This window comes from Paenibacillus solani (genome assembly GCF_050475945.1).
Taxonomy (GTDB): domain Bacteria; phylum Bacillota; class Bacilli; order Paenibacillales; family Paenibacillaceae; genus Paenibacillus_AQ; species Paenibacillus_AQ solani_A.
In genome coordinates this window covers 28,157-52,469 of sequence record NZ_JBCMXJ010000018.1, presented here as the reverse complement: position 1 = coordinate 52,469, position 24,313 = coordinate 28,157, and the positions used below count along the sequence as shown (strand labels likewise).

General features: G+C 49.5%; 21 protein-coding genes. 12 read left to right on the top strand and 9 right to left on the bottom strand.

From position 1 onward, the window contains the following. Positions 1-40 precede the first annotated feature (40 nt). Together ABEQ74_RS23780 and ABEQ74_RS23775 are read left to right on the top strand one after the other, a co-directional pair. A complete protein-coding gene (locus ABEQ74_RS23780) occupies positions 41-478 on the top strand; it encodes a hypothetical protein (RefSeq protein WP_430124668.1) in 438 nt (145 codons plus the stop codon). A gap of 35 nt (positions 479-513) precedes the next feature. After that, positions 514-1,515 carry a polyprenyl synthetase family protein gene (locus ABEQ74_RS23775; RefSeq protein WP_430124667.1) on the top strand — a complete coding sequence of 334 codons (1,002 nt, stop codon included), beginning with the start codon at positions 514-516 and terminating at the stop codon, positions 1,513-1,515. 836 nt (positions 1,516-2,351) lie between these two features. On the opposite strand, the gene ABEQ74_RS23770 is transcribed toward ABEQ74_RS23775, so the two are convergent. The 5 genes from ABEQ74_RS23770 to ABEQ74_RS23750 are packed head-to-tail and all read right to left on the bottom strand — an operon-like array spanning position 2,352 to position 5,780. Beyond that, a complete protein-coding gene (locus tag ABEQ74_RS23770; RefSeq protein WP_430124665.1) occupies positions 2,352-3,143 on the bottom strand; it encodes an energy-coupling factor transporter transmembrane component T family protein in 792 nt (263 codons plus the stop codon). Between the two features lie 34 nt (positions 3,144-3,177). After that, positions 3,178-4,035, bottom strand: coding sequence for an ATP-binding cassette domain-containing protein (locus ABEQ74_RS23765; RefSeq protein ID WP_430124664.1), 858 nt, complete (start codon positions 4,033-4,035; stop codon positions 3,178-3,180). Then, positions 3,984-4,856, bottom strand: a complete 873-nt coding sequence (locus ABEQ74_RS23760; protein ID WP_430124663.1) for an ATP-binding cassette domain-containing protein — start codon at positions 4,854-4,856, stop codon at positions 3,984-3,986. The genes ABEQ74_RS23765 and ABEQ74_RS23760 overlap by 52 nt, the downstream gene beginning before the upstream one ends. Before the next feature lie 14 nt (positions 4,857-4,870). Then, on the bottom strand, positions 4,871-5,416 hold the full coding sequence (locus tag ABEQ74_RS23755) for a Gx transporter family protein (protein ID WP_430124662.1): 546 nt from the start codon (positions 5,414-5,416) through the stop codon (positions 4,871-4,873). Continuing rightward, the gene (locus ABEQ74_RS23750; protein WP_430124661.1) at positions 5,400-5,780 is read right to left on the bottom strand and encodes a NusG domain II-containing protein; all 381 of its coding nucleotides are present in this window, start codon (positions 5,778-5,780) and stop codon (positions 5,400-5,402) included. Before ABEQ74_RS23750 ends, ABEQ74_RS23755 begins: the two co-directional genes overlap by 17 nt. Before the next feature lie 158 nt (positions 5,781-5,938). On the opposite strand from ABEQ74_RS23750, the gene ABEQ74_RS23745 reads away from it, so the two are divergent. From ABEQ74_RS23745 to ABEQ74_RS23720, 6 genes are all read left to right on the top strand, one after another. Next, positions 5,939-7,003, top strand: a complete 1,065-nt coding sequence (locus ABEQ74_RS23745) for an FAD:protein FMN transferase (protein WP_430124659.1) — start codon at positions 5,939-5,941, stop codon at positions 7,001-7,003. A gap of 26 nt (positions 7,004-7,029) precedes the next feature. After that, complete coding sequence (locus tag ABEQ74_RS23740) at positions 7,030-7,779, top strand: Crp/Fnr family transcriptional regulator (RefSeq protein WP_430124658.1); 750 nt, start codon at positions 7,030-7,032, stop codon at positions 7,777-7,779. 268 nt (positions 7,780-8,047) lie between these two features. Further along, positions 8,048-10,852 (top strand): glycoside hydrolase family 3 C-terminal domain-containing protein, encoded by a 2,805-nt coding sequence (locus ABEQ74_RS23735; protein ID WP_430124657.1) that lies wholly within the window; start codon positions 8,048-8,050, stop codon positions 10,850-10,852. A gap of 273 nt (positions 10,853-11,125) precedes the next feature. Next, positions 11,126-11,659 (top strand): RNA polymerase sigma factor, encoded by a 534-nt coding sequence (locus ABEQ74_RS23730; protein ID WP_430124656.1) that lies wholly within the window; start codon positions 11,126-11,128, stop codon positions 11,657-11,659. Next, positions 11,646-13,292 (top strand): DUF4179 domain-containing protein, encoded by a 1,647-nt coding sequence (locus ABEQ74_RS23725; protein WP_430124655.1) that lies wholly within the window; start codon positions 11,646-11,648, stop codon positions 13,290-13,292. The genes ABEQ74_RS23730 and ABEQ74_RS23725 overlap by 14 nt, the downstream gene beginning before the upstream one ends. A gap of 217 nt (positions 13,293-13,509) precedes the next feature. Beyond that, the gene (locus ABEQ74_RS23720; RefSeq protein ID WP_430124654.1) at positions 13,510-13,956 is read left to right on the top strand and encodes a carboxymuconolactone decarboxylase family protein; all 447 of its coding nucleotides are present in this window, start codon (positions 13,510-13,512) and stop codon (positions 13,954-13,956) included. Here the strand turns inward: ABEQ74_RS23720 and ABEQ74_RS23715 are convergent. Then, positions 13,925-14,857, bottom strand: coding sequence for a sigma-70 family RNA polymerase sigma factor (locus ABEQ74_RS23715; protein ID WP_430124653.1), 933 nt, complete (start codon positions 14,855-14,857; stop codon positions 13,925-13,927). The genes ABEQ74_RS23720 and ABEQ74_RS23715 overlap by 32 nt on opposite strands. Before the next feature lie 265 nt (positions 14,858-15,122). On the opposite strand from ABEQ74_RS23715, the gene ABEQ74_RS23710 reads away from it, so the two are divergent. Genes ABEQ74_RS23710 through ABEQ74_RS23700 form a run of 3 tightly spaced genes read left to right on the top strand, consistent with a single transcriptional unit; the run spans position 15,123 to position 17,471 of the window. Continuing rightward, positions 15,123-15,998 (top strand): GGDEF domain-containing protein, encoded by an 876-nt coding sequence (locus ABEQ74_RS23710; RefSeq protein ID WP_430124652.1) that lies wholly within the window; start codon positions 15,123-15,125, stop codon positions 15,996-15,998. A gap of 41 nt (positions 15,999-16,039) precedes the next feature. Next, positions 16,040-16,183, top strand: a complete 144-nt coding sequence (locus tag ABEQ74_RS23705; protein WP_430124651.1) for a hypothetical protein — start codon at positions 16,040-16,042, stop codon at positions 16,181-16,183. Then, complete coding sequence (locus tag ABEQ74_RS23700) at positions 16,176-17,471, top strand: glycosyltransferase family 2 protein (RefSeq protein WP_430124649.1); 1,296 nt, start codon at positions 16,176-16,178, stop codon at positions 17,469-17,471. The genes ABEQ74_RS23705 and ABEQ74_RS23700 overlap by 8 nt, the downstream gene beginning before the upstream one ends. Positions 17,472-17,748: 277 nt before the next feature. Here ABEQ74_RS23700 and ABEQ74_RS23695 read toward each other — a convergent pair whose 3' ends face one another. Further along, positions 17,749-17,997, bottom strand: a complete 249-nt coding sequence (locus ABEQ74_RS23695; protein WP_430124648.1) for a DUF896 domain-containing protein — start codon at positions 17,995-17,997, stop codon at positions 17,749-17,751. A 330-nt stretch (positions 17,998-18,327) separates the two neighbouring features. Between ABEQ74_RS23695 and ABEQ74_RS23690 the strand changes: the two genes are divergently transcribed. Next, complete coding sequence (locus ABEQ74_RS23690; protein ID WP_430124647.1) at positions 18,328-19,683, top strand: sodium-dependent transporter; 1,356 nt, start codon at positions 18,328-18,330, stop codon at positions 19,681-19,683. 863 nt (positions 19,684-20,546) lie between these two features. On the opposite strand, the gene ABEQ74_RS23685 is transcribed toward ABEQ74_RS23690, so the two are convergent. Further along, a complete protein-coding gene (locus ABEQ74_RS23685; RefSeq protein ID WP_430124646.1) occupies positions 20,547-22,586 on the bottom strand; it encodes a bifunctional diguanylate cyclase/phosphodiesterase in 2,040 nt (679 codons plus the stop codon). Positions 22,587-22,930: 344 nt separating this feature from the next. Then, entirely contained in the window at positions 22,931-24,313 is a 1,383-nt protein-coding gene (locus ABEQ74_RS23680) for a DUF5808 domain-containing protein (protein ID WP_430124645.1), read from the bottom strand.

The window sequence follows — 24,313 nt, the reverse complement described above, 5'->3', positions numbered from 1 at the left end:
ACTCTAATCAACACGAGCCTTCCGGAAGGAGTCAATTAAGATGGATATGAAGCTGTTACAAGATACGATCGACCTGCTTCGGTCGCATATCGATTCCGGAACGGATATCGATTGGATGGAGATGGATAATCGGCCTGTGAGAGACATCGCCGACATGCTTAATGCTTATGAACTCGCTTATTCCCGTAAAATGACGGTGCTGGCATGCTGCATGCTCATTCATACCGCATTAGATCGGCACGGTAAGCTGCAAGTGCAAGACAACGAGAGACTGACACGCATGCTGCTTGATGGCGATTATTTGACCGGCCTCATGTACCGGATTGCCGTCAAGCGAAAGGAGTGGAAGCTGCTGTCCCGGCTTCTCCCATTTCACAAGCGCATGCAGCTGAACCTGCTGAAAAAGGTACCACCCGAAATCCTGCTGAAAGAGCTGAAGCGCGAGGTGCGCAGCTATCTCGAGCAACGGAGCGCATAAGGAGTTTACCTTAGGGTAAAGGAGCGATGATAGAGATGAATATTCATAACCGGATAGGAATGGATCTTGCTTCCTTCGACCGCTTGCTCCAGGAGGTGGTCACGTCGGATCGTGACCTCACTCCCCCTTCCGTTGTGCTAAGCAGCGTCATAGATCTTATTAACGCTGGTGGCAAGCGGCTGCGGCCGCTCATGGTGGTGATCGGCAGCCGTTTCGGAGATAACGGCCACGATTCGGCCGTGATGAAAACCGCTGTACTGCTTGAGTATCTTCACATGGCCTCGCTTGTACATGATGACATCATCGATCAATCCGATATGCGGCGCGGCAGGCCAACCCTGCATGAGACCACTGACATCCAGACAGCTGTTCAGATCGGCAACTATATGATTGCCCGCGCCATTGAATGGGCCGCTCAATCAAATGGTGAACCGGACGGGAGCAGCGAAAATGTTTCTGAAGAAGAAGCCTACCGGTTAGCCGAGCTTGCAGCACTGGTAACCGAGCTTTGCATGGGTGAATACGATCAGCTGCATCATCGCTTCAACTATGATCTGACAATGGAACAATATTTGGAGAAGACACGCTGCAAAACAGCGCTGCTAATGGCCCATTGCCTGAAAGCAGGCGCAGAAGCAGCGCAAGCGGATTCCCTTATTGCTGAACGACTCTTCCAAATCGGGGAAGCCATCGGCATGGCGTTTCAAATCCGGGATGACCTGCTCGATTTTACGAAGTCCAAGGAAGCGATTGGCAAGCCGGCAGGCGCCGATCTGCGAAACGGAAACATTACCCTGCCCGTAATCTATGCTCTGAACGATCCTGCCCTTGCACCACAGATCAGACAGCTCGGCCCCCACTCCGCGGAGGCTGACATGGATGATGTGATCATCGGTATTACCTTAAGCAGAGCAATCGAGCAGAGCGAACAGCTTGCACACTCTTATGCGCAGCAAGCACAGCTTATGATCGGCGAGTTCGCCGACCACCCGGCCCAGGAAGATTTACAGGCCTTGCTCCAATATTTTCTGCCCTAAACCGATCAATAATCCATAGAATAAATATGAACAGGGATGCATCCAGCGCGGATGCATCCCTGTTTGACATAAAGAGAGATTAACCCGGCTTAAAGGCCCCCTGCGACCTGGGCTTTAAAGTGTTATTCCTGCTGGTGTAACTTTAATTTTCGTGGATATTCACGATCCTCGTGGGGGGCCGCGCTCAAATTTCCCCCTTCCTTCCACTATTTATTGGCTCTAAAGAAAGAGAGCGTGTGAAACAGGTGATGGCTCTTATCCTGCAAACATTCAAATACGGGATAGCATGCAAGTGACAAGCGGTTCATATGGCGGCTACATCCTGTATGCAGAGGATTTTGGAGCCGGCTGACGAAAAGGCGACTACGTGTTGAATGAAGGTAATTCTCTTCTGATATGTTCAATGTAAGAGAATACAATTCAGCGATTCTACACGCCGATTACCCCATCATTATCCCATGCTATTGTGGTTACGGCGATGTGGGCCACGGCAGCAACCGCAATTGCTACTATCCTTAAGAGAATGATGGCTCGCTTACGCCATGCACGTACCCCAGTTCTGCCTAGTCTGTTGTACATGGACGGAAGGCAGCAGGGCCTTAGCATGAAGGAAATTTGCCGGTCCGTGGACCCGGCCTATCAGGGTAAACGCCAACGCCAATGCATGAATACGGATAACAAAAATAGCACTGCTCCTGTTCGGAGCAGTGCTTTTTGCAGAACCGTCTGCTGGAATGGTGCAGGGAAATGTAAAAAACATTAGAAACGCATCAGAGCCAACAAGCTGTAGCAATTCATCCACCTGGTTCTGAATAACCTTTCCTTCAAGCCATAAATTACAGAAGCGCGGCCACGGCCACAGGCAGCAGGAACAACGCAATAAACAGCGTATCCGCCCGCTTCCATACATTGATCCGATACCTGCTCCGCGGCGCACCCAGCCGGTAGCCTCTGGCTTCCATGGAATCGGCAAGCCCGATAGCTCGCCGGAACGCGCCTGTCGTTACAGGCACCAGCAGGGCGATGATCAGCCGTGCCTTCTCCTTCAGCGGCTGCGATGACAAGTCCAGTCCCCTGGACTGTTGTGCCTTCCACAGCCGCTCGGCTTCCTCGAATATGGTCGGAATGAACCGGAGGGCAATGCCGAGCATCAGCACCAGACGATCGGTCGGCACACCGACATAGGTTAGCGGCCGCAGGAGGCTGCCCAGTCCCTGGGCCAGCTGCTCCGGCTGGGTCGTGAAGGTCATGACTGCCGCCAGCATGATGAACAGCGCCATTCGTGAAGCGGACACAATACCTTTTTCCAATCCGCCGGAATACACCTTGAATGCGCCCACATCCAGCAGTTTCCCGCCGCCAGCATCATACAGGATGTGAAATACCAGGATGAACAGCAGCAGAAACATCAGCGGCTTCATGGCTCTGAAGTAATAGCGGTACGGGATACCTGTGGCCCAAATCACCGCCGCCGTGAACAACAGCAGTGCCAGCACCCCTGCATATCCATCTACCAGAAACACGGCAACCATAAACAGCGGCATGGCAGCTGTCTTGGCACGCGGGTCCAGACGGTGAATCCACGAGTCACCTTCCATATAGCGGCCCAAGATGATCTTTCGCTTCATCCTCGTTCCCCCTTCACCTTAAGCTTTGCCCTTCCTACAATTCAAGCTGTCCTGCGTACCAATCTGCCAGCGCCGCTGCATTCGGCGGCATCTCCGCAGGCTGTACTCCAAGCAGGGCTGCCAGCTTGCCCGCCATTCGCATAGACGATGGAGCCATCAGTCCTGCCTGCTCGAGCACCTCCTGCCGGTGCACCAGTTCCCGAGCCGTTCCTTGAAATATGACTCTGCCGTCCTTGATCACAACGAACTCATCCGCATAGGCTGCGACTTCCTCGAGCCGGTGGGTGACGATGAGAACCGTCTTGCCTTGGCTCCTCGTTAATCCGTGCAGCCGCTGCATCAAATCCTCACGGCTAGCTGGATCGAGAGAAGCCGTAGGCTCATCCAAGGCGAGAATATCGGGATCAGCCGCTAACACTGCGGCCACTGCCGCTTTGCGCATCTGACCCGAGCTGAGCTTGAAGGGACTCTGCGCTAGCAGCTCCTCATCCAAGCCCACGAAGGAAGCTGCCCTACGGACAGCCTCGGCAGCCTCAGCCTTACTTCGTCCGAAATTAAGCGGCCCGAACAATAAATCCTTCTCCACTGTCTCTTCAAACAGCTGCAGTTCGGGATATTGAAATACCAGGCCGATCCTTTGCCGCAGGCTGACAGGAATTTTGCCCTTCTCAGCTGAATCGAGGCGATAGTCCAGTATGCGAATCACTCCCTCATCCGCCCGAATTAATCCATTCAAATGCTGGAGGAACGTCGACTTGCCCGAACCCGGTGCCCCGAGAACGGCAATCATTCGGCCTTCCTCCAGCTCCAGATGAAAACCGTCGAGACCCGGAATGGGGGTCATCCCCCGGTCCCGGTAGCAGTAGGATACCTCTTCGAATGATATGCCCATAACGCTTCCAGCACCTCCTTCTCCCTAACCAGCTCGCCGATATCGATCCCCCGCGCTTTCAGCTCCCGGCATAGCTGGAGGGCAAACGGGGCCTTCAGCCTGCATCGCTGGAGCAAATCCTCCTGCAACAGCAGTTCCCCGGGACTGCCGTCCGCTGCGATCATCCCGCCATCCAGCACGATCATCCGGTCTGCCTCGGCCATCTCCTCCACGTCATGCGTGACGGAAATGATCGTGTACCTGCCTTCGCCATGCATGGCCCGCATCAGATCCAGCAGCTCTCGCTTTGCTATCTCATCGAGCATGGAGGCTGCTTCATCCAGCACGATGATGGCAGGCTCCATTGCCAGCACGGCAGCAATCGCTGCCCGCTGCTTCTGTCCACCGGACAGTGTTGCCGGGTGCCGATGCAGCAGATGAACAATGTCCAATCGCTCCGCATACATCTGAATCCGTTGCTGCATTTCTTCACGGCTCAGACATAGATTTTCCAAACCAAACGCAATGTCATCCTCTACAGTCAGACCGACAAACTGATCGTCGGGATTGGCAAACACCATGCCGATATGACGGCGAATCTCACCCAGCGTGCAGCCGTTTTGTTCCACTCCATCAATCAGAATGCGTCCTCTGGTCATGAGAAGCAATCCGTTCAGAAGCCGAATCAGCGTGGACTTCCCCGCCCCATTTCTTCCCGCGATACATACCCACTGACCATGAGGGATTGCCAGGGAGACATCCTTGAGCACACTCGTACAGCCCTGTCCATAATATACATGCTTGAGCAGGACGGCATGCTCTGACTTCTCGATTGTGCCCATGTTCTAACGCCTCCTTAGCTTTCCGTATGAAACATCCCGAACGGATCGATACGCCCTAAGGACTCGATCAGATGCTTGGCAGCCCATCCGACAAAAATCCCTGTCACGATACCCGCCCCCAGTAGGAATGGCAGATAATAATAGATCTTCGTGGTTCCCAGCACCAGCGAGGCTGCCGTCAATTGGCCTACATTATGTGCCACGCCCCCAGCTATGCTTACACCTGTTAAACTGAATTGAGTTCCTCCCAGCCTGAGCATGATATACATGACCAGATAACTGGCAAGGGCGCCAAACATACTGAACAGAAAAGTCGAGAAGCTTCCCAGTATGAAGGCTGTCAGCAAGGTCTTTAAGACAATAAGCCACAGGGCATCTCGGCCTCCGAGACAAACCAGACAGGTCAGCACCAGGATATTGCCCAGGCCCAGCTTTGCGCCGGGAATCGTCACTGCAAACGGGATCAGAGCTTCCACAATGCCAAGCACGACTGACAAGGATGCGCAGATGGATATCACCACCAGCTTGCGAAGCGCATAAGGATCAGTTGACAACGGCATCCGGCTCACTTCCTTCGGTTTGTTCTCCGATCACTTCGACAAACACACGATTGGGTAAACATACGATGGTGTCATGCACCTCATGGATGTGACCAAACCCCACGCAGAGCTGATCGGGGCAATCAGACTCAATCATCTCAATCCCTCCGCGTGAGACTCTCAAGAGGTTATATCCCCGCTCTGTCCGAATTTCTATATCTCGTGACTCTTCCGTAAGCGCCACGGTATCATAATGCTTGCCATTCACTTCGATTACGGCATAGGTGCCCTGTGCCGCTCCGTCATCACCTACAAATTTGGAAATTCCAAACCAGGCAACAGCAACGATCAGTACGAGCGCTATTCCAATATCTCCACGTTTCATTCAGCATCTCTCCAGTTCGCTTTGCTTATCTTCATTATCAGGGCTGCGGCAAGGGCCAGAAATGATTTTTCTCACATTCAGAAGGGGGCTGGTCTGATACGCTGAGATCATCGGAACTCGTAGAAGAAAGTATCAGGAATAAAAGAGGAGGCACTGTCATGCACAGGAAGCTGCTTTCCTACATCAGCCTATTCACCATGCTTGCCCTGCTGTTGGTTGGTCCTATGGGCTGTTCATCTACAGCAGATCAGAAGACCGCCGCCACCATTGAACCGGCAACCGAACGTTATTTTATATTCGATACAATTGTAAGCGTCCGTGTGTACGATGATCGGATGACCTCACAGCATTTCGAAGAAATCGGCGCACAGCTCGAGAGGATCGATCAGCGAATGAACCGGCAGCTGGCAGGCAGCGAGATTGACCGAGTGAACCAAGCCGCTGGGAAAAAGGAAGTAAGTGTATCTGACGATACATTCAAGGTCATCCAGACCGCCATTGATTACGCTGCAGCCTCCGGCGGGCACTTTGAACCAACTATTGGTCCGCTTGTAGACCTCTGGGGAATCGGCAGCGAGAATCCTGCCGTGCCGGCAGAGGATGAATTGACGGCCGCTGTGCAGCGAATGAACTACAAGGATGTAGTCTTGAATCCGGAAACGCATGCCATTCTGCTGAAGAGAGAAGGAATGTCGCTGGATCTGGGGGCCATCGCCAAAGGGTATGCAGCAGATGTTATCGCCGATTACTTACAGCAGCAGGACTTCCACTCAGCCATCATCGACCTCGGAGGCAATATCCTTGCGATGGGCGCGAAACCGGATGGTTCACCCTGGAACATCGGTATTCAAGACCCGGGGGAAAAGCGTGGCCAGCACCTGGGCACACTGAAAGTCGTCAACAAAACTATCGTGACTTCAGGCGTATATGAACGCTTTTTCGAAGCAGATGGGAAATTGTATCACCATATTCTAAACCCCTTTACCGGGTATCCGGTCGATAATGACCTGCTCAGCGTCACGATTGTGACTGACACATCCATGGATGCTGATGCCATGTCGACGTCCGTCTTCTCACTTGGGCTCGATGAAGGACGACGATTCGTCGAAAGCCGGGGCGATGCCGAGGCTATTTTCGTCACCACTGACCATCAAATCTACCTTACCTCAGGTCTGACCGATACGTTCAAATTGACCAATGAGGATTATCAGCTTGCGAAATAATAAACTAACAAAAAGGAGTAGATTGTATGAAACAGAGCAGGAGTACAAGGTCGAATTTAAGGAACGGAGGGCTGTATCCAGCAGCTACTTCCTCTGTCTTCTCACCGGCGAATCTTACCTTAATTCGGGATATGGCCGAACCTGTTCTACTGTTTGCCGGTGATTATCTGTACGAGGAAAACGATCGTGCGGATCGATTGTATTTTGTAAACAGGGGAAGCTTGAAAGTATCCAAGCTGCTTGAGGGGGGCATGTCTGCTACCCTCTCGCTGCACATTCCCGGCGATTTGTTCGGAGAACCCAACTCTTTGGGAGGAGCCGTCCATCAATTTGAAGCAAAAGCCCTAGAGGATAGTGAGATTGGGGTCATCCCTCAGGAAAAACTAGATACCATCATACGCAGCAACGGAGATTTCGCTGTGGAATATATGAGTTGGATGGCGCTGATGCAGCGCACGACACAAAGCAAATTGCGTGATCTGCTGCTGCATGGCAAATCTGGTGCCCTGTGCTCACTATTGCTGCGGCTGCACAATATGTACGGTACAAATGGAACAGGAAAGGACGCCAGGTCCATGATTGGTAAGCGAATAACGAATCTGGAGATGGCGGAAATGATCGGCTCTACCCGGGAAAGCGTCAATCGTATATTGAACGAGCTTAAGGATAATGGCGTGATTTCAACTGAACGAGGACGCATTATACTCAATGATCCGGATTATTTACGCAATATTTGCCACTGTGAGTCTTGCCCCAAGGAAATTTGCCGTATGTAATAGGAGCTTCACGCTACAGGATTCTTCTGCCAAGCCCGCCCGCCCACTTCGACCTCGTGTTCACGCTCATCGATTTCAGACACCGAATCTACCCGCTCCCGTCCAATAATTATATGAAAACAACGCTAATTTCTAGTGTATTATGACCCTGGTTTGAACGTTATGATAGAATTGTCCGTCCGCAGCATCTGCCTGCCCTGATATTATGGCTGCACGGATATCTGATAGCGTTTCCATACCATTAATACATAGAAAAGAGGTCCTGCTGATGAAATTTCCATTCCAGAATCCGGATCTCCCGCTGGAACAGCGGGTTAGCGATCTTGTATCCCGTTTGACACTGGACGAGAAAATCGAATTAATGTGCCAATACCAGGCGGAAATCCCCCGCCTTGGCGTGCACAAATATAAACATGGCACCGAGGGCGCCCACGGGGTGGCATGGCTTGGCGAAGCGACTGTGTTCCCGCAAAATACCGGTCTTGCATGTACCTGGAATCCTGAGCTAATGCGGAAGATCGGATCGGTCATCGCAGATGAAGCCCGCGTGTACTACCAGCGCGATCGGGCCATTAATGGACTCACCGTCTGGGCACCCACGGTGGATATGGAGCGCGACCCGCGCTGGGGGCGTACGGAGGAAGCCTACGGCGAGGATCCCTATCTGACCGGGGAACTTTCTACCGGACTTGTGAAGGGCATGCAGGGAGATCACCCCTTCTACTATAAAACGGTGGCCACCCTGAAGCATTTTTACGGCAATAATAATGAAGTTAACCGCGGCAGCGCATCGGTAAGCATTGATCCGCGAAACAAGCGCGAGTATTATTTGAAGGCATTCGAAGCACCATTCCGCGCAGGCAAAGCGGGTTCCATGATGACCGCGTATAACGGCATCAATGGCATCCCCTGCAACCTGAACCATGAAGTAAACACCATCGTCAAACAGGAATGGGGCATGGACGGCTTCGTAGTCGGAGACGCGGGCGACGTGCTCGGCACCGTTATGGATCATCAGTATGTGTCTTCTTATGCAGAGGCTGTTGCCGGCTCCGTCAAAGCCGGTATCGACAGCATTACCGATGATCAGGATATCTCCTTCCGTGCTCTTCGTGACGCATTAGAGCAAGGATTGCTTGAGGAGCAGGATCTGGATCATGCCCTGCGCAATACTTTCCGTGTCCGCTTCCGTCTAGGGGAATTCGATCCTGAGCAGCGGAATCCTTACAGCCATGTGCCCGAGTCGAGGCTATGCGCGCCTGAGCATGCCGAATTATCTCTGCGAGCGGCCAGGGAATCCATCGTACTGCTGAAAAATAAAGGACTTCTGCCCCTTAATCGTGATCAGTTGAAATCCGTAGCCGTCATCGGGCCACTGGCTAACGAAGCGTTTACGGATTGGTACAGCGGCACGCCTCCATACCGGATTACGCCGCTGCAGGGCGTGCAGGAGAAAATGCAGGACCGCAGCGTCCATTTTCATACCGGATTAGACCAGATACGTCTTCGTTCTGCTATTAGCGGTAAGTATGTGTCCTTATCTTCAGCAGAGAATGGCGGACCGCTTTTAAGTACAGCGGAAGCTGAGCATGCAGCTGTGTTCGAGCAAAACGACTGGGGCTGGGGCTCGGTGACGCTTCGCCTTGTCGACAACGGCAAATTCGTAATGGAAACGGAGATGGGACTGCACGCAGCAGCTGACGAAGCTCGCGGCTGGTTCGTGAAGGAGGCCTTCGGCTTTGAAGCGCTGCCGGATGGAAACTTCATCATGAACAACTGGGAGGGCAAGCCGATCCTAGTGAATGAGAATGGACAGCTGGCGGTTGGCCGTACCGGGGAGGCGGCAACGCCATTTGCCATTGAAACGGTCCAGAATGGCATCGCTGAGGCAGCAGCTGCGGCCGCATCGGCTGAAACTGTCCTGATCTTCGTTGGAAACAGTCCGTTCATTAATGGCAAGGAAACGATCGACCGTCCCGACATTACCCTCCCACCTGCTCAGCAAGCCTTAATTCAGGCGGTGTACGAAGCCAATCCCGATACCGTGGTGGTCATCGTAGGCGGATATCCATTCGCCGTGAACTGGGAACAGGAGCATGTGCCCTCCATTCTCTTTACATCCCACGCCGGGCAGGAGCTGGGCCATGCGGTGGCCGATGTGCTGTACGGAGATTACAATCCGGGCGGCCGTTTAAACATGACGTGGTATAAGTCAATCGAGCAGCTTCCGGATCTCATGGATTATGACATCATCAAAGGGAAACGGACCTATCAGTATTTTGACGGAGACGTGCTGTATCCGTTCGGTCACGGTCTCAGCTATTCCCACTTCCACTACAGCGGTCTGTCGCTAAGTGAGCCGGAAATACCCGCCGATGGAAGCGTCATCGTCACTGTTGCCGTGAGGAATAAGGGGCCACTAGCTGGCGATGAGGTAGTTCAGCTCTACATAAAAGCCGACTCCTCCCGTGTCGTCCGTCCTCTCAAAACGTTAAAGGGCTTCCAGCGTATCCATCTGGCCCCTGGCGCTTCGGAAACGGTAAGCTTTGAGCTTAAAGCGGAGGATCTAGCGTTCTGGGATGTTACCAGGGACCGCTATTGCGTCGAGAAAGGGACCTACACACTCATGGTTGGCCCCTCCTCCAGTCAACTACAGGAAACTGCCGTCCTTCAAGTCCATGGTGAAACAATCCCTCCACGCATGCTGCGTGAGCCTGTGCGAGCGGTTAATTATGACGACTACCAAGATGTTTTCCTGGATGAGTGCCGGGAAGGCGGCGAGAGTATTCGTATAACTGGCGATACCGGATGGATCGCTTTCCATGACGTGGATTTGGGCGATGCCTCGAGCATGTTCGAAGCCAGAGTAAGCGGGCATATCCAAGGCGGAGAAATCATTATTAAGACCGGCAGCCCGGATGGCCCTGCAGCCGGAAGCTGCAAGATTCTGCCGACTGGTGGACGCCAAGCCTGGACAACGGTTCAAGCGGAGCTGACAGGATTAACTGGACGAGCTGACGTCTTCCTTAACATTAAAGGCGAAGTACAAATCAGCTGGTTCCGTATATCTTAAGCCATCGAAAGTTACCCACTATAGACATGCTCTTAACCGGCGGGTTGCATTCGATCCTGTCGGCGGCTTCTAATTTTATAGATATTCATAGAACATCTGCCCTTCTTTTATTTCGGGGGGCAGATGTTCTTTTTTTGTTAGAATGAAATCAACAGTAATTGGACACGGACTTTAACCCTTCCCTGCATTTAAGTAAAGGCTGCAAAAAAAGATGAACCCTTTCCAAGGGTCATTTGTTTATTAGACATAACAAGAAGAAAGGAGTGCCTTGGATTGACGGAACGCGAGTTATTCGATTCTTATAACAAGGATGTGTACCGCACCTGCTATTACATGCTGCGGAACGCGCAGGATGCGGAAGATCTCTGCCACGACGTATTTGTCACCGTATTTCGCCAGGATTGGAGAAGCGTTGAGCATACACGCGCCTGGATTATGCGTATCGCAATGAACCATTGCTTAAATCTACTTAGAAGGAATCAGACCCAGCGGGACAAGCAAAGCCAGGTCGAGTGGCTCCACGAGCAGACCACCGCATCGGTTAAATCCGTAGACACCATCGTATTGGAAAAGGCAGCGGCGGCGGAATGGGGGAAATTACTACGGCAGCTTCCGGATAAGCTGATGGCCGTTGTCACGCTCCGCTATATCGGTGAGATGTCAATGGCGGAAATCGCCGAAACGTTGAAGATCCCTGTAGGGACGGTTAAATCAAGGCTTCACAAAGCATTGAAAATCATGCGCAAGAAACTTGAACATAATCACAGCTTCTGGCTGAAGGGAGAGAACCAATATGGATCGTTTTGAGAACAATCTGAAGGACCAGATGAAAACGGCGAATAACGTATCTTATCCAGATTTTGATCGGATGTGGAGCAGTATCCAGCAGGACGAATTGAAGGTGGCCGTGGGTGAATCGGTTCCGCTTCGTACGCGAAAAAGAAAACGTATTGCGATCATCACGGGGATATCCGTCGCCTTGATGGCAACGCCGGTCTATGCAGCTCTAAACTATGACTGGTCTAATCTTCTATCTCACAGAGCCGGTATCCAGACCGCATTGGAGCAGGGGCTTGGCCAGACGATTGAGCAATCCGTTACCAAGGATGGCATAACTTTAACGGTCCACACGGCGTTTATCGATGAGAACCGGACGGTCATGCTCTACAGTCTGGATCCTGGATCACAGGCTGGTAAGCAAGTCGCCTTTGATCATATTGGGCTTAAAGATAAGGATGGTCGTACCATTGAGGGCCGTGACTCCCATCAGTGGAACGAGAAACTGGGCGTGTTCCAAGGGTATTTTGAAACCGATTGGGTCGCTGATGGCCAGATGGCAGATATTGAGTTTGCCATGGAGAATATCCATTTTACCGGCGATGGCACACAGTCCCTCAACTACGACCCTAGTAATTCCAATACACAGGTATTCCCTATCCAGAAAGATGGCATTGACAGCGTGAGCCTGCAGTCATTCGATCAATCCGATGGAAATGTCCTGCTCCGAACGGCCATTACGTATACGGATCCTGAGATGAGCAGTAAAGGCTGGGTGCGAGTACAGGCCATCAATGACAAGGGTGAGAGAATCAAGGAAACCGAGCCTTCCTTTAATGGAACCCCAGGTGCAGCCGGAGAATTTATAAATCAGCAAAAATTCGAGTCCGACCATTTGCTTGCAAAAGGAACTACCTTCCAGCTTACTTATGATCGCACACTTGAAACCGCAGAGGGTACTTGGAGCTTAAATATGGCCCTGTCCAAGAAACAAATGGACAGTGGAACGTTTAAGGAAACGCTGAATATCCCTGTTGATCAGCTGCCTGGTGGAACGAAGATCCATGAAATGATCATTACGCCAACCCAAGTCCGTCTGATCCTGAACCATGAAGAAAAATATACGCAGGTTCCTTACATGGAATACCAACTGAATATAGGTGGAACACTACTGGGCGGAAATATAGAGTATGTTCAGGGACAACCCAATAAAACGGAACTGCGCTTTGAAGTGGCCGGACTGAATGCAGCCTCCCTGTTGAACCAGCCGGTGTCCCTGGTCGCCAAGCATCGCGTCGATGTATATGACGGAGACAACAATCCGATCCGCTTAACTGGCATTTCGGCTGAGCGTCAAAGCGTAACGTCCAGCATTGCAGATTATCCGATCACATGGACCTATTACATGAAGGACAACAATCTCTACGTGGAATCATCAAGCTCGGACAACAAATTTGGCGGGGTCAACCAAACCTATTATCTTAATGATAAAGAACGTAACTATGGGAAGCCTGCCATGATGAGCCTATTCGGCGATGACAATAATAAACATATGGACGTATATGAGAATTTCGACAAGACCGAACTTGAGGTGTATATTTCGAAATATACCACCCATAAACGAGACGATGTCCTTCGCGTTCCGCTTAAGGCTGGACAATAAATATCACGCATAATAAACGACAAAGAAACCCTCAACGATGGACTTGAACGGTAACCCGAAAAGGCGCTTCTGCCTAGAAGCGCCTTTTCTTTTTAGCCTTTCGTTCATCGCATCACTTAAGGATTTTTTCTTTTTCTCTCTGAAACATGTCACAATTCTGTACGGCAGACTGTCTTATGGGTGAACTTCAAAAACTCACCTTAAAGGGGAAATGAACATGGAACTACGAATGAATTACCGGTCGGCCAATCCCGAAGCCTTCAAAACGCTGCTTGCCTTAGAGCAAGGGGCCCAGAAAAGCGGACTCGACCACAAGCTATACGAGATCATTAAGCTCAGGGCATCACAGATTAACGGCTGCTCCTTCTGCGCAGATATGCATTCCAAGGACTTGCTCTCCGTTGGCGAGAGTGTGGATCGTCTCCTCCTGCTGCCAATGTGGAGAGAAGTCCCGATCTATTCGGACGAGGAAAAGGCCGTCATCGAATTGACAGAGTACGTGACCAAGTTGTCCGAGGCCGGCGTTCCTGCAGAGGTATACGAACGTGTGCGCAAACATTTTGACGAGAAGCAATTCGTCGATCTGATCATGGCAATTACCACGATTAATGCCTGGAACCGGATCGCCGTTGCTACAGGGATGTTCCCGGGCTGTTTCGATTAAAAAGCTGCAACTTATCCGGATTCACTACAAGATAGATATGCCGGATACCGGATAAGTCGGGTTCCCACTCTACCGTCAGCACCTTCGAAACCCTGCCGTCCCGCTTCAGTAATAAACCGGGCTCTCCGTTTACGGAGACAGGTTCAAAGCCTTCTCGAAACGAGCCCTTGGCAGACAATCCCTCAAAGAAAGCACGTACCCGCTCCACGCCCAGGATCGGATTGATGGCCGCCCTCACTTTGCCGCCACCATCCGATAGCAGCGTAACCTCTTCCTTCAGGAAAGACAGCAGCGGCTTGAAATTACCCATATCGGACGCCCGCAGGAAGGCTTCAACAAAGCGTTCCTGCTGTTCCGTCCGGGTCCATTCCCCCACCGGCCTCTCCGAATGATGGCCCATTTTCTGTTTGGCACGGCTGAACGTCTTGCGGCAGCTGATCTCCGTCTTACCAAGCATCTCTGCTATGGCCTGATATTCAAGACCAAGCGAATCCTTGGCGATATAAATAGCGCGCTCCAGCGGCGTTAACCGTTGAAGCAGCACCAGATAGGCGTAACCAAGCGTTTCGCGGCGTTCCACAGGATCGGACCGCAGCATTTCAACATCCGGTAATGGCTCCGGGAGCCAGGGACCGGTGTATGTTTCGCGCTGACGTCTGGACGACTTCAACAGGTTGATGCAGCGGTTCGTTGTCATTTTGACCAAATATGCTTTCTCGTTCAGCACTTCTCCCCGATCCTTCTGCAAGTATTGAGAAAATACATCCTGCACGATGTCCTCCGCATCCGCTGCTATCCCCAGCATCCGGTAGGCCAGCCCGAACATCATCGGTTTATATTCGCTATACATTTGATCCAATCGCATCAGATACACCTTCTTGCTCTGTATATTTTTCGGCATGAAAGCTGCGCCACTTATAAGACAAACAAACCTTATCGACTGTGACATCTCAAGCGTTAATCTCTATTACTATCTACCTTTCTGCGTTCCCGGAAACCCCCTTAAAAGGGAAATTCAAAGGCCTAAAAACATAAAATTTGTTATTTACTATACAAAATTTGACATGGTTCGATAAATCTATCGACAATTGGGTAATTTTTAAATAACATATGGAATGTCCTCACTACAGCATAATAGGTTTACGAGCTTAGAAAGTAGGGAAAATATGAAAAAATCCACCCCTTTACGTCGCGTCGAACTCGGTTATTTTCTGCTGATTGCTCTCGCCATGTTTCAACAGTTGTTTATATTCTTGAACATTTATGCAAACCAACACTTTAGCTTCACGGAATTGTTATTCAGTATGGGTACGCTGGCCGCGTTATTGATCGGCTTTTTTCTTCCGGTAGGCGTTTCGACGGTTGCCGTTTTTGTGTACCTCGTCACGTATTTCGTATGGTTATCCACTCTGGCTCCGATCAATGCGCTCACACTGTCCTGGATTCTGCTGCTGCCCGCCAATACTGCCGTTGCCATCTTCATCAAGCTGGCACTGGTCCGAAGCCGAAGATTCATCCGGCGCCTCGAGCAATTGAGAAAAACCAACCCGGATATCGATATTGACACCTCACTAGGCAGCAAAGATGCCTTCGAAGATACGCTGATCAAACAAGCCAATCTGGCCAATCGTTACTCAGATCAGTACAGCTTCTGTATCATGATGTTTAAGCTTGATTTTCTACCACTGACCAGAGAATCTGTCGGCTCCCACCGTTTTGCCAAACTGATTATGGAATTGTCTAACACGATTCAGAAGCAGATTCGTTATGAGGATTATAAGTTCTCTATTGGAGAAGGCCGTTTCATCATTCTATGCCCGCTCACCAAGCCGGAATATCTCAAAAGCCTGATGGATCGCATCAAAGTCGCCATGATGAATGTGCCTTTCCGCGATAAAAAGGGCATGTCCCTCAAGCTTGTCGTCCGCGCCGGCGGTCTTGTGTTCCAGAAGGAGCAATTCAGCCGATACGAAAATATCGATGATGTGATCTCGGCATTAGAACGGAACACCGAAACCGACCTGATCGGGGAGTATATTTAACCCCGTGAAACACCATGATTACACAAGGGGGCTGCTATCCTATGTCGTACACCACCTGGTTTATCCCTTTATGCATCGGGGTTAGTATTGTTTTCTTCATCGTTATCATTATTCTGACGATCTCCACACTAAGCTTCCGTGCGAAAGTCAAACGAAAATATGATCGGGGGAGATTCAGTGACTGACTTTCTGTTGGTTGTCTCCATCGTCAGTATATGGATTGCCGTCCTTGAATCGATCATTATTATGGCAGGTGCCATTCTGTTCATTCGAAACCAAAACCGCCAGAAGCTGGTGAACCCCAGCAATCTGGAGGATTTCCCCACCGTAACGGTTATGGTCCCTGCTCATAACGAGGAACTGGTTATCCAGGCGACGGTCGAGCATATTCTACAGATGAACTACCCGCATCACAAAATGCAGGTGATTGTCATCGCCGACAATTGCAAGGATCGTACCGCCGAGCGTCTACGGGCACTAAAAGCCAATGAACGTTATCAGGACCGTGACTTTCTTATTCTGGAGCGAACGGGAACCGGCGGCAAATCGGGAGCGCTGAATGACGCGCTCAAGCAGGCCACGGGGGAATGGATCTGTGTGTACGATGCTGATGCCGCCCCCGAGAAGAATGCACTGCTATTTCTGACCCAGAAAGCCATGGAGGAGCCTGAGCGCTACGGAGCTGTCTTCGGACGCAACAAAGCCCGTAACCGCGGGCGAAACTTCCTCTCCCAATGTATTAATCTGGAGCTGGTGACCATCCAGCGTGTGCACCATACCGGTTTATGGCAGCTATTTAAGCTGGGCACCATACCGGGCACGAATTTCATCGTGAAAACCGCACTCATTCGGGATATTGGAGGCTGGGACGAGCAGGCGATCACGGAGGATACCGCGATCTCATTCGAAATTCTGACCCGGGGACAGCTTATCGCCCTAGCACCGCAAGCTGAGGCATATCAGCAGGAGCCCGAGGATTTGAAAGTATACATGAAGCAGCGAGAGCGCTGGGCCAAAGGAAACTACAGCGTCGTTACCGATAATATTCATCATCTGTTTGACCATTCAAGCTGGCGGATCAAGCTTCATGTACTGTATTACGCGGCCAGTTATTTCTGGTTCATGATTGCTATCATTATTTCAGATATTATCTTTATCGCCAATATTGTGTATCAGATCATCGCGTTGTTTAATCCGGCTGTTGTCTCCCCTTTTCAATTTCAAGGCGACGTCTATGTGTACCTTATTATTGCTTGGGCACTCATGTATTATATTTACGTGCTGCAAATTAATCTGGCGCTTGCGACCGATATTGGCCAGAGCAACACCCGCAATTTTATTCTATCCTGCGTCTCCTACTTCACCTACGCCCAGCTGTTCCTTGTCATATCCGTTAAGGCCTTCTACTCCATGATCATGGACAAGATTACAGGCAGGGAATCCAAATGGTACAAGACGGAGCGGTTTGGTTAGAAGAGCTGTGCATTTTGATTGAATAGCGAATAAGAGCGAGCAGGATTGGTTAGCCATGCGGCCACCATCATCACAACTCGCTCTTTTTTCATGCACATCCCCCTATGACGTGCTTATTCTTCTACAGGCATATGGAATTCTAGTTCCGTTATATGAAAAAACTCCCGCAAGTTCGCAAGAACTTACTGGAGTTAAAATGTTTGAATCTATATTTAGGGTGAGATACCCTTCCTAATATGATTGCGTTTATCCTTATCCTAAGATATCACTGCCGTCACTAAATATCTGCATTCCTTGCTTCATCTTCTCTCAGCTTCTTCTGCTCAAGACGAAGTTTCTCAGGTGTTACGTCGTTGCCTTCAGGATCGACGATGCTTAATCCGGAAAAGGTGCTCAGCACCTGTCCGCGAATCTCACGGAGATATTCCTTGCGCAACGCTTGTTGTTCTTCTTTTTCCGCAGCAGTGAGGGCTCCATTCCGCTGTTTGTGGGCCAATTCATTAATTCGCGTCAAGCTGTTGATCATGATATCCCTCTTTTCATTATTCCTGTTGTGGAATTTTATCTTAATATAAAGATACAGCAATCTAAGATATTTGTCAATACTCTCCAAATTTCATCTTCTGCAGGATACATTTGTGAGATTTGCCCTATCTAAAATCTTTTCATATCGTTAAACTTAGCATTTAAAGTTTATTGGTTTGCAAATTTTGGTTAATTAGTATGGGAAACTTTGTTTTCACGGCATAATAATAATACAGTTCTTCCTCCCTTAGGAAAAAATACTTATGCCTTTCTGACAGAACTTGAAATATAATAGAGGAACTTAACTTTAAACGCAACTGGGGGAACATCTATGAAGTCTCAACACAGCAAGACAGCTTCACCAGGGAAACAGGACCGTTTCTCCTCAGCCGGATTTATTCTGGCTGCGATCGGCAGCTCCGTTGGTCTCGGTAACATGTGGAAATTCCCTTATATTACAGGAGAAAATGGCGGAGCGGCTTTCTTTTTACTTTTTATCATCTGTCTCATTGTGATCGGGTTGCCCTTACTACTGGCAGAACTGGCCATTGGACGAGCAGGACGGGGAAGCGCAGCGACTTCCTTCGTTAAAGCGGGCGGGCCCAAAGTGTTCGGTCATCTCGGGTTACTCCAGGTCATCGCTCCATTTCTCATTCTGACTTTCTATGTCATTGTCGCAGGCTGGACGCTTCATTATGCAGTCCTGTCGTTTAGCGGAAATCTGTATAACAACACCGATTTTAGCGGTCAATTTACGACATTTACGGACGGGTACATGCCTGTCATATGGCAAGTGGTTGCGATTGCGATTACAGGATGGGTGGTAGCTAAAGGCATCTCGGGAGGCATCGAGAAGTTCAACAAGGTGTTAATTCCGAGTCTGATTGTTCTTCTGATCGTGTTAATGATTCGTGCGGTAACCTTGCCAGGAGCAGGTGAAGGCGTCTCCTTCTTCTTGAATCCTGACTTCTCCAAGCTCAGTCCGGAAGCGGCGTTGGTCGCACTGGGGCATGCCTTCTTCTCACTCTCGCTGGGAATGGGTATTCTATTGACCTACGGCGCTTATGTAGATAAGCGGCAATCGCTCGGTCAGGCAACTATCGCCATTGGAGCAGGTGACCTGATCTATGCGTTTATTGCCGGACTTATCATCTTCCCGACAACAGCTTCGTTCGGCATTCAGCCGGATGCAGGACCAAGCTTGGTCTTCATTGCTCTGCCAGCTGCCTTCTCGGCCATGCCGCTGGGTGCTCTGTTCGGGGGGTTGTTCTTCGTACTGCTAGCCATCGCTGCCTTAACTTCTGCAGTCTCCATATTTGAGGTACCGACCTCGTACATTATGGACCGCTGGCATTGGGGACGAACGAAATCAGTGGTGTTCATCAGCGTACTGACTTTGCTTGTCGGTCTGCCTTCCGTGCTGTCCTTTGGTATTATACCCGGGCTTAGCGATATCGGCGGCAAGAGCTTCTTCGATTGGCTGGATTTCATCACATCTAACATTCTGCTCCCGATCGGGGGTCTCATCACTACCATTTTCGCAGGCTACTTCTGGAAAAAGGCAGCTGACTCCGCTGGCCTCAAAGCCGGCTGGTTCCGGATCTGGCTGTTCATGCTCCGTTATGTTGCACCGGTTCTCGTAGTGCTGGTGCTGCTCCATACCACAGGTGTAATCAAGTTCGATTAACCTGAGACCAAGGCAATCCCATCGTCACACGGAGACGGTTGGGATTGCCTTTTTACATGCTCGCTCCTATTAAAAAGCAGGCGATAGAATGAATACGTACATGATCGGTATTCCCATCACCATGTTGCAGTTATACTGTAATCATCTGTTTGATATCCCTGAGGATGTTAATTTAATAGCAATATCTATATGGAATTATTTAGAGCAAATTACTAAATAATTCGCAAGTTTCGCTTAGATCAGCTATTTCCCGAGAAATAATGACACCTGATTTAGACGGCAATCGATGATTATATATGATGATCCTTATTGAAATGATTCTGCATCTTGTGCAGTAGAGGAGTATTCAGCTAACAGCCATGTTGTCGGTGTCGTGTTGCTGTATGGTTCTTCGTTTCGCTGCTATCAACTAATGACCAAGTGGACCCTAAATATTCTAGAAGTAACGGTAGAGGTTTGATCCAAAGGACTAAACTTGAAATTATGAAGAAGACTTGGGAGGAGGGCTTTCGGGTTTATTCTTGTCTTTCGGAGCTTCCCTTAAAAATTTATTGATGTCAATTCCAAGCTGAGCACACACGACTTCTATTTCCAGACGAATAGACATACATCACCTCATGCCGATCTGACCTTACTCCAGATGGACCCTATTGAAATTATGTTTCACGTTCAAATCTTATATGACATCTATCTTTTTCTATCTTAAACGTAAATTAAATCCAGGAAACAGCAGACTTCGTCATCGTCTCCTCCGATTCATCATGGGTTGTGGCGGATACATCGTTTTGTCCTATCAGAACGCATCATCTTTTGTCGGTATAAGCACAGCGGACACCTCACGTGCCCGCTATGGCTTATATTCGTTATGTCACTTCCACTTTATCGTTCTCAAAGAATTCCGTCTCTTCTACCTTATGTCCATGCTCGTACATCCAGATATCGACCTCTTGAATATCCATTGGCTTGCCATAATAGTACCCTTGCATAACATGGCATCCCAGTTCGGTTAAAAAGTCGATATGCTCCTTGTTCTCCACACCTTCAGCAATGACGTCGAGGTGCAGGTTCTCTGCCATGAGCACAATGGCGTTGATGATCGCACGCTTGCTGGGCGTGTCCAAATCATGCGTGAATAGACGATCCAGCTTTAATGCATCGATCGGGATCCGATCCAAGAGTCCTATCGAAGAATAGCCGGTGCCAAAATCGTCCATGGAAACCTTGACTCCCAAGGCACGGATGCCACCAAGCTGACGGATGACTTCATTCACATCATGCAGTACCATGGACTCTGTAATCTCAAGCTCTAACAGATGCGGCTTCAGATTCGCCATTTCCAGTACATGCTGTACGAGTTCGATCAGATTATCGCTTTGAAATAACCGGATCGATAAATTGACCGAGACCGGCTGGACGATACCTCTCTCCTGCCAAGCTTTAGACTGTTTGCACGCTTCCTCCAGCATCCATCGGGTCATCGGGATAATGAGTCCGGTTTCCTCGGCAATCGGAATGAACTCGAGCGGAGATACCACACCTAATCGCGGGTGTCTCCAACGTATCAATGCCTCAAACCCTACCAAGCGGTCAGTTTGCACATTCCATTTGGGCTGGTATACAATGAAGAATTCCTTTAACTCCAGCGCTCTTTGCAGGTCCTTCTCCAACTCCATCTTACGAACCTCTTGCATCCCCATCTCCTCACTGTAGAGGCACTGCTGGTTCTTGCCGAGCCTTTTCGCTTTGTACATGGCAGTATCTGCATTCTTGAGCAGCGTAGTACGATCAGAACTGTGAACGCAGCCAATGCTGACACCGATGCTGGCCGTCACATACAATTCGTTGCCGTCGATATGATATACACATTTTATTTTCTCAAGTACGTCCTCGGCTACCTGCTGGGCATACACCGGATCGCTCTGCTGGAGAATGATTAGGAACTCATCCCCTCCGATGCGGAAGACCTGCTGCCCGCTGTGAATGAAGCGGCTCAGACGCTTACCTACTTCCTGGACCAGCAAATCCCCCACATTATGCCCGAGCGTATCATTAATCGCCTTAAATTGATCCAAATCCACGAATAAGATACTGATCTCTTCTGTTCCAGAATGGGTCTCAAAGAATCGATTCATCTCATTTCTATTGGGTAATCCCGTAATCGCATCCTGAAAGGCCAGCTTTTCAAGCACATGCCGATCCAGGAACATAGCCCCCCAAGAGATCAACAAAATAACAAAAATCGTAACGGTCACACTGTACAAAAGGAAAAATTCCATCGACTGTGACTGTTCCATGATCATTCCGGCATGAGATTCAAATCTTGCGGCCTTCATGCCTGTATAATGCATTCCGCAGACAGCAAAACCCATAATGACGGCCGAGCCCCATTTGCCAAAACTGGACTTGCCATGGTGCCGAAAACGCAGAAACAATAATAATGCTGCGTAGGAAGCCACCAAGGCGATGATGACGGACAACACCCAAAGACCGGGATCATACCGGATGTCTGCGGACATGATCATCGCATTCATTCCTATGTAATGCATGGTCACAATACCGCTTCCCATCACGAGCCCGCCAATAGCAATTTTGAACCAATTAATATCCTTGGGCATCGTAATATAAAACGCGATAAAGGAGGAGATAACACTAGCCAGCATCGATATAATGGTCAGAAAGACATCGTACTTCACATCCATATTCATGCGCATTGCCAGCATACCGACAAAATGCATGGACCAAATGCCGCTTCCCATAACCACGGCACCGCCCAACAGCCAAAAGAACTTGGACTTTCCGTGTGCCTCCCAGATTTGAGACGTAATATTCAATGCAGAGTATGATGCAAGAATTGCAATCACGACCGAAAGCGCAACGATATATAAGTTATAAGTGCCTTCCATCTGAGCTGTGTCCACTCCCTTTTGTTGTCATTCTTAGGTCCTATAATGTTCATACGTTTTCTATCTGTTAATGGTTCAAAAATGAAGGTTTTTTCATATTATACGTCAGGAAACTAGTCAATTTCTCAACAATCTTTATCTTAAGACATGCCATTATAGTAAAAACAGGACTTAAGAACCATATAATCTATCAATGGCTGAACCCGTTCCTTTATCGTAGTAGAAAGCAAGAAGATTCTCTTACCGTTATTACAAAAAAGCTGCGACCCTGAATGCAGGATCTGCAGCTATACATCATTATAATTGCTATTTGCAAGTTGAACAGACGTTATGATATGAAGAAGTTACTCCCCTGTCATCTCTTTCAACTTCTCGTACAACTCTTTGGTCTTGACGGGATCCTCTTCGTTATAGAAAATGTACACGTCATCCAGCTTGAACTGGATATAGGGAGGATTATTCTTGTACAGATACAGTCTCGATTTGCCGATATCCTTCAGTCGAAAATGACCGCGGGCATACTTAGTGGTGGACTCGCCATTTGTCTTGGAACCGGACGGAACGCTTTCCACGAGTGACAGCTGACGGATGTCTGCCAAATCGAAGCTATAGGAATACATCGGGTAGTGAATCTCAATCTGATGATCCGATGTGACGGTTAACTCAGGCGATGTTAAATCGGAACGAATCAGCAAAAATGAAGTCCCAAAGATGACTGCCGCCAAGAGTGCAACCGTCCCCCATGCGATTATTTTCCCAACGAGGGTTCCTGTATTTATGGTTTCTCCAATGCCCACCCGCTTCGTTACCAAAATGCTCTTGTCATTCGGATTATGGTAGGTAATGCCGCTCGCCCAATATTCATCTTCGTCCGTATAAATGGTTTTGCCGTCACTTTCCAGGACCTCCCGCTCCCGGGATTGAATTCGGTAATAGACCGCAATCACCAGCCCTACCGGAATGGCCGTAAACAAGAGTGTGAGCGTAAGCCAGACCCCATTCATGGATGGATTCTCCTTCAGTATGGATAGAAACACAAGCAGGAAAAAGACATTCTCAAGGATAGCCATGAATAGCCACAGATAAGAGACAGCCCGGCGTTTTGCCTGATTTAATACGAGATTGACTTCGCTGTCCATGCTGTATACTTTAGCTTTCGTCCTCCGCATCGCAAGTGATATGAGGAAGAAAAGAACCGTCATCGCCATTCCGGCAATCGCCAGGCCCCACAGCTGGGAGTCCTTGGACACGGCCCAACGCATCAGTGCAATCGACATTCCTGCAGGAATGAGAAACAGCCATAGCGAGGCAGAGCGCCGGTTCTTCATCTGCGCAACGCGCAAGTCGCCTAGAATCATCCGCTTGGACCCGACAAACCAATCTTCCTCACGCTTTAACGCCAGCGTCTGCCGAAATGCTTTCCGGAACGGGAGGACCATCATGACGATAAAGACCATCAGCCATAGCAAAAAATAGATCGTCTGATACGCGAACCATGGGCGGAGAACAAAGAATGGGATATAGGTGAGCAGCACGCCTAAACTCGTCTGGTTCATTCTTTTATTAAATTGTGCTTGTATGTTACGAATCCCCTCATGCTCCATCGCATGCTCCGGCAAGGTAACCGAGAATAACATGCCATTCTTGTATTTAGCCTGCGGTTTATACGTTGCAAGCAGGGCTACGTAACAGATGATGGCATTAATGGTCAGAATTACGGTTAGCAA

What these genes read in the sequence shown, in the direction of transcription:
- ABEQ74_RS23780 (WP_430124668.1), top strand. Translation starts at nt 41, where the DNA reads ATGGATATGAAGCTGTTACAAGATACGATCGACCTGCTTCGGTCGCAT.
- ABEQ74_RS23775 (WP_430124667.1), top strand. Translation starts at nt 514, where the DNA reads ATGAATATTCATAACCGGATAGGAATGGATCTTGCTTCCTTCGACCGC.
- ABEQ74_RS23770 (WP_430124665.1), bottom strand. Translation starts at nt 3,143, where the DNA reads ATGAAGCGAAAGATCATCTTGGGCCGCTATATGGAAGGTGACTCGTGG.
- ABEQ74_RS23765 (WP_430124664.1), bottom strand. Translation starts at nt 4,035, where the DNA reads ATGGGCATATCATTCGAAGAGGTATCCTACTGCTACCGGGACCGGGGG.
- ABEQ74_RS23760 (WP_430124663.1), bottom strand. Translation starts at nt 4,856, where the DNA reads ATGGGCACAATCGAGAAGTCAGAGCATGCCGTCCTGCTCAAGCATGTA.
- ABEQ74_RS23755 (WP_430124662.1), bottom strand. Translation starts at nt 5,416, where the DNA reads ATGCCGTTGTCAACTGATCCTTATGCGCTTCGCAAGCTGGTGGTGATA.
- ABEQ74_RS23750 (WP_430124661.1), bottom strand. Translation starts at nt 5,780, where the DNA reads ATGAAACGTGGAGATATTGGAATAGCGCTCGTACTGATCGTTGCTGTT.
- ABEQ74_RS23745 (WP_430124659.1), top strand. Translation starts at nt 5,939, where the DNA reads ATGCACAGGAAGCTGCTTTCCTACATCAGCCTATTCACCATGCTTGCC.
- ABEQ74_RS23740 (WP_430124658.1), top strand. Translation starts at nt 7,030, where the DNA reads ATGAAACAGAGCAGGAGTACAAGGTCGAATTTAAGGAACGGAGGGCTG.
- ABEQ74_RS23735 (WP_430124657.1), top strand. Translation starts at nt 8,048, where the DNA reads ATGAAATTTCCATTCCAGAATCCGGATCTCCCGCTGGAACAGCGGGTT.
- ABEQ74_RS23725 (WP_430124655.1), top strand. Translation starts at nt 11,646, where the DNA reads ATGGATCGTTTTGAGAACAATCTGAAGGACCAGATGAAAACGGCGAAT.
- ABEQ74_RS23720 (WP_430124654.1), top strand. Translation starts at nt 13,510, where the DNA reads ATGGAACTACGAATGAATTACCGGTCGGCCAATCCCGAAGCCTTCAAA.
- ABEQ74_RS23715 (WP_430124653.1), bottom strand. Translation starts at nt 14,857, where the DNA reads ATGCCGAAAAATATACAGAGCAAGAAGGTGTATCTGATGCGATTGGAT.
- ABEQ74_RS23710 (WP_430124652.1), top strand. Translation starts at nt 15,123, where the DNA reads ATGAAAAAATCCACCCCTTTACGTCGCGTCGAACTCGGTTATTTTCTG.
- ABEQ74_RS23705 (WP_430124651.1), top strand. Translation starts at nt 16,040, where the DNA reads ATGTCGTACACCACCTGGTTTATCCCTTTATGCATCGGGGTTAGTATT.
- ABEQ74_RS23695 (WP_430124648.1), bottom strand. Translation starts at nt 17,997, where the DNA reads ATGATCAACAGCTTGACGCGAATTAATGAATTGGCCCACAAACAGCGG.
- ABEQ74_RS23690 (WP_430124647.1), top strand. Translation starts at nt 18,328, where the DNA reads ATGAAGTCTCAACACAGCAAGACAGCTTCACCAGGGAAACAGGACCGT.
- ABEQ74_RS23685 (WP_430124646.1), bottom strand. Translation starts at nt 22,586, where the DNA reads ATGGAAGGCACTTATAACTTATATATCGTTGCGCTTTCGGTCGTGATT.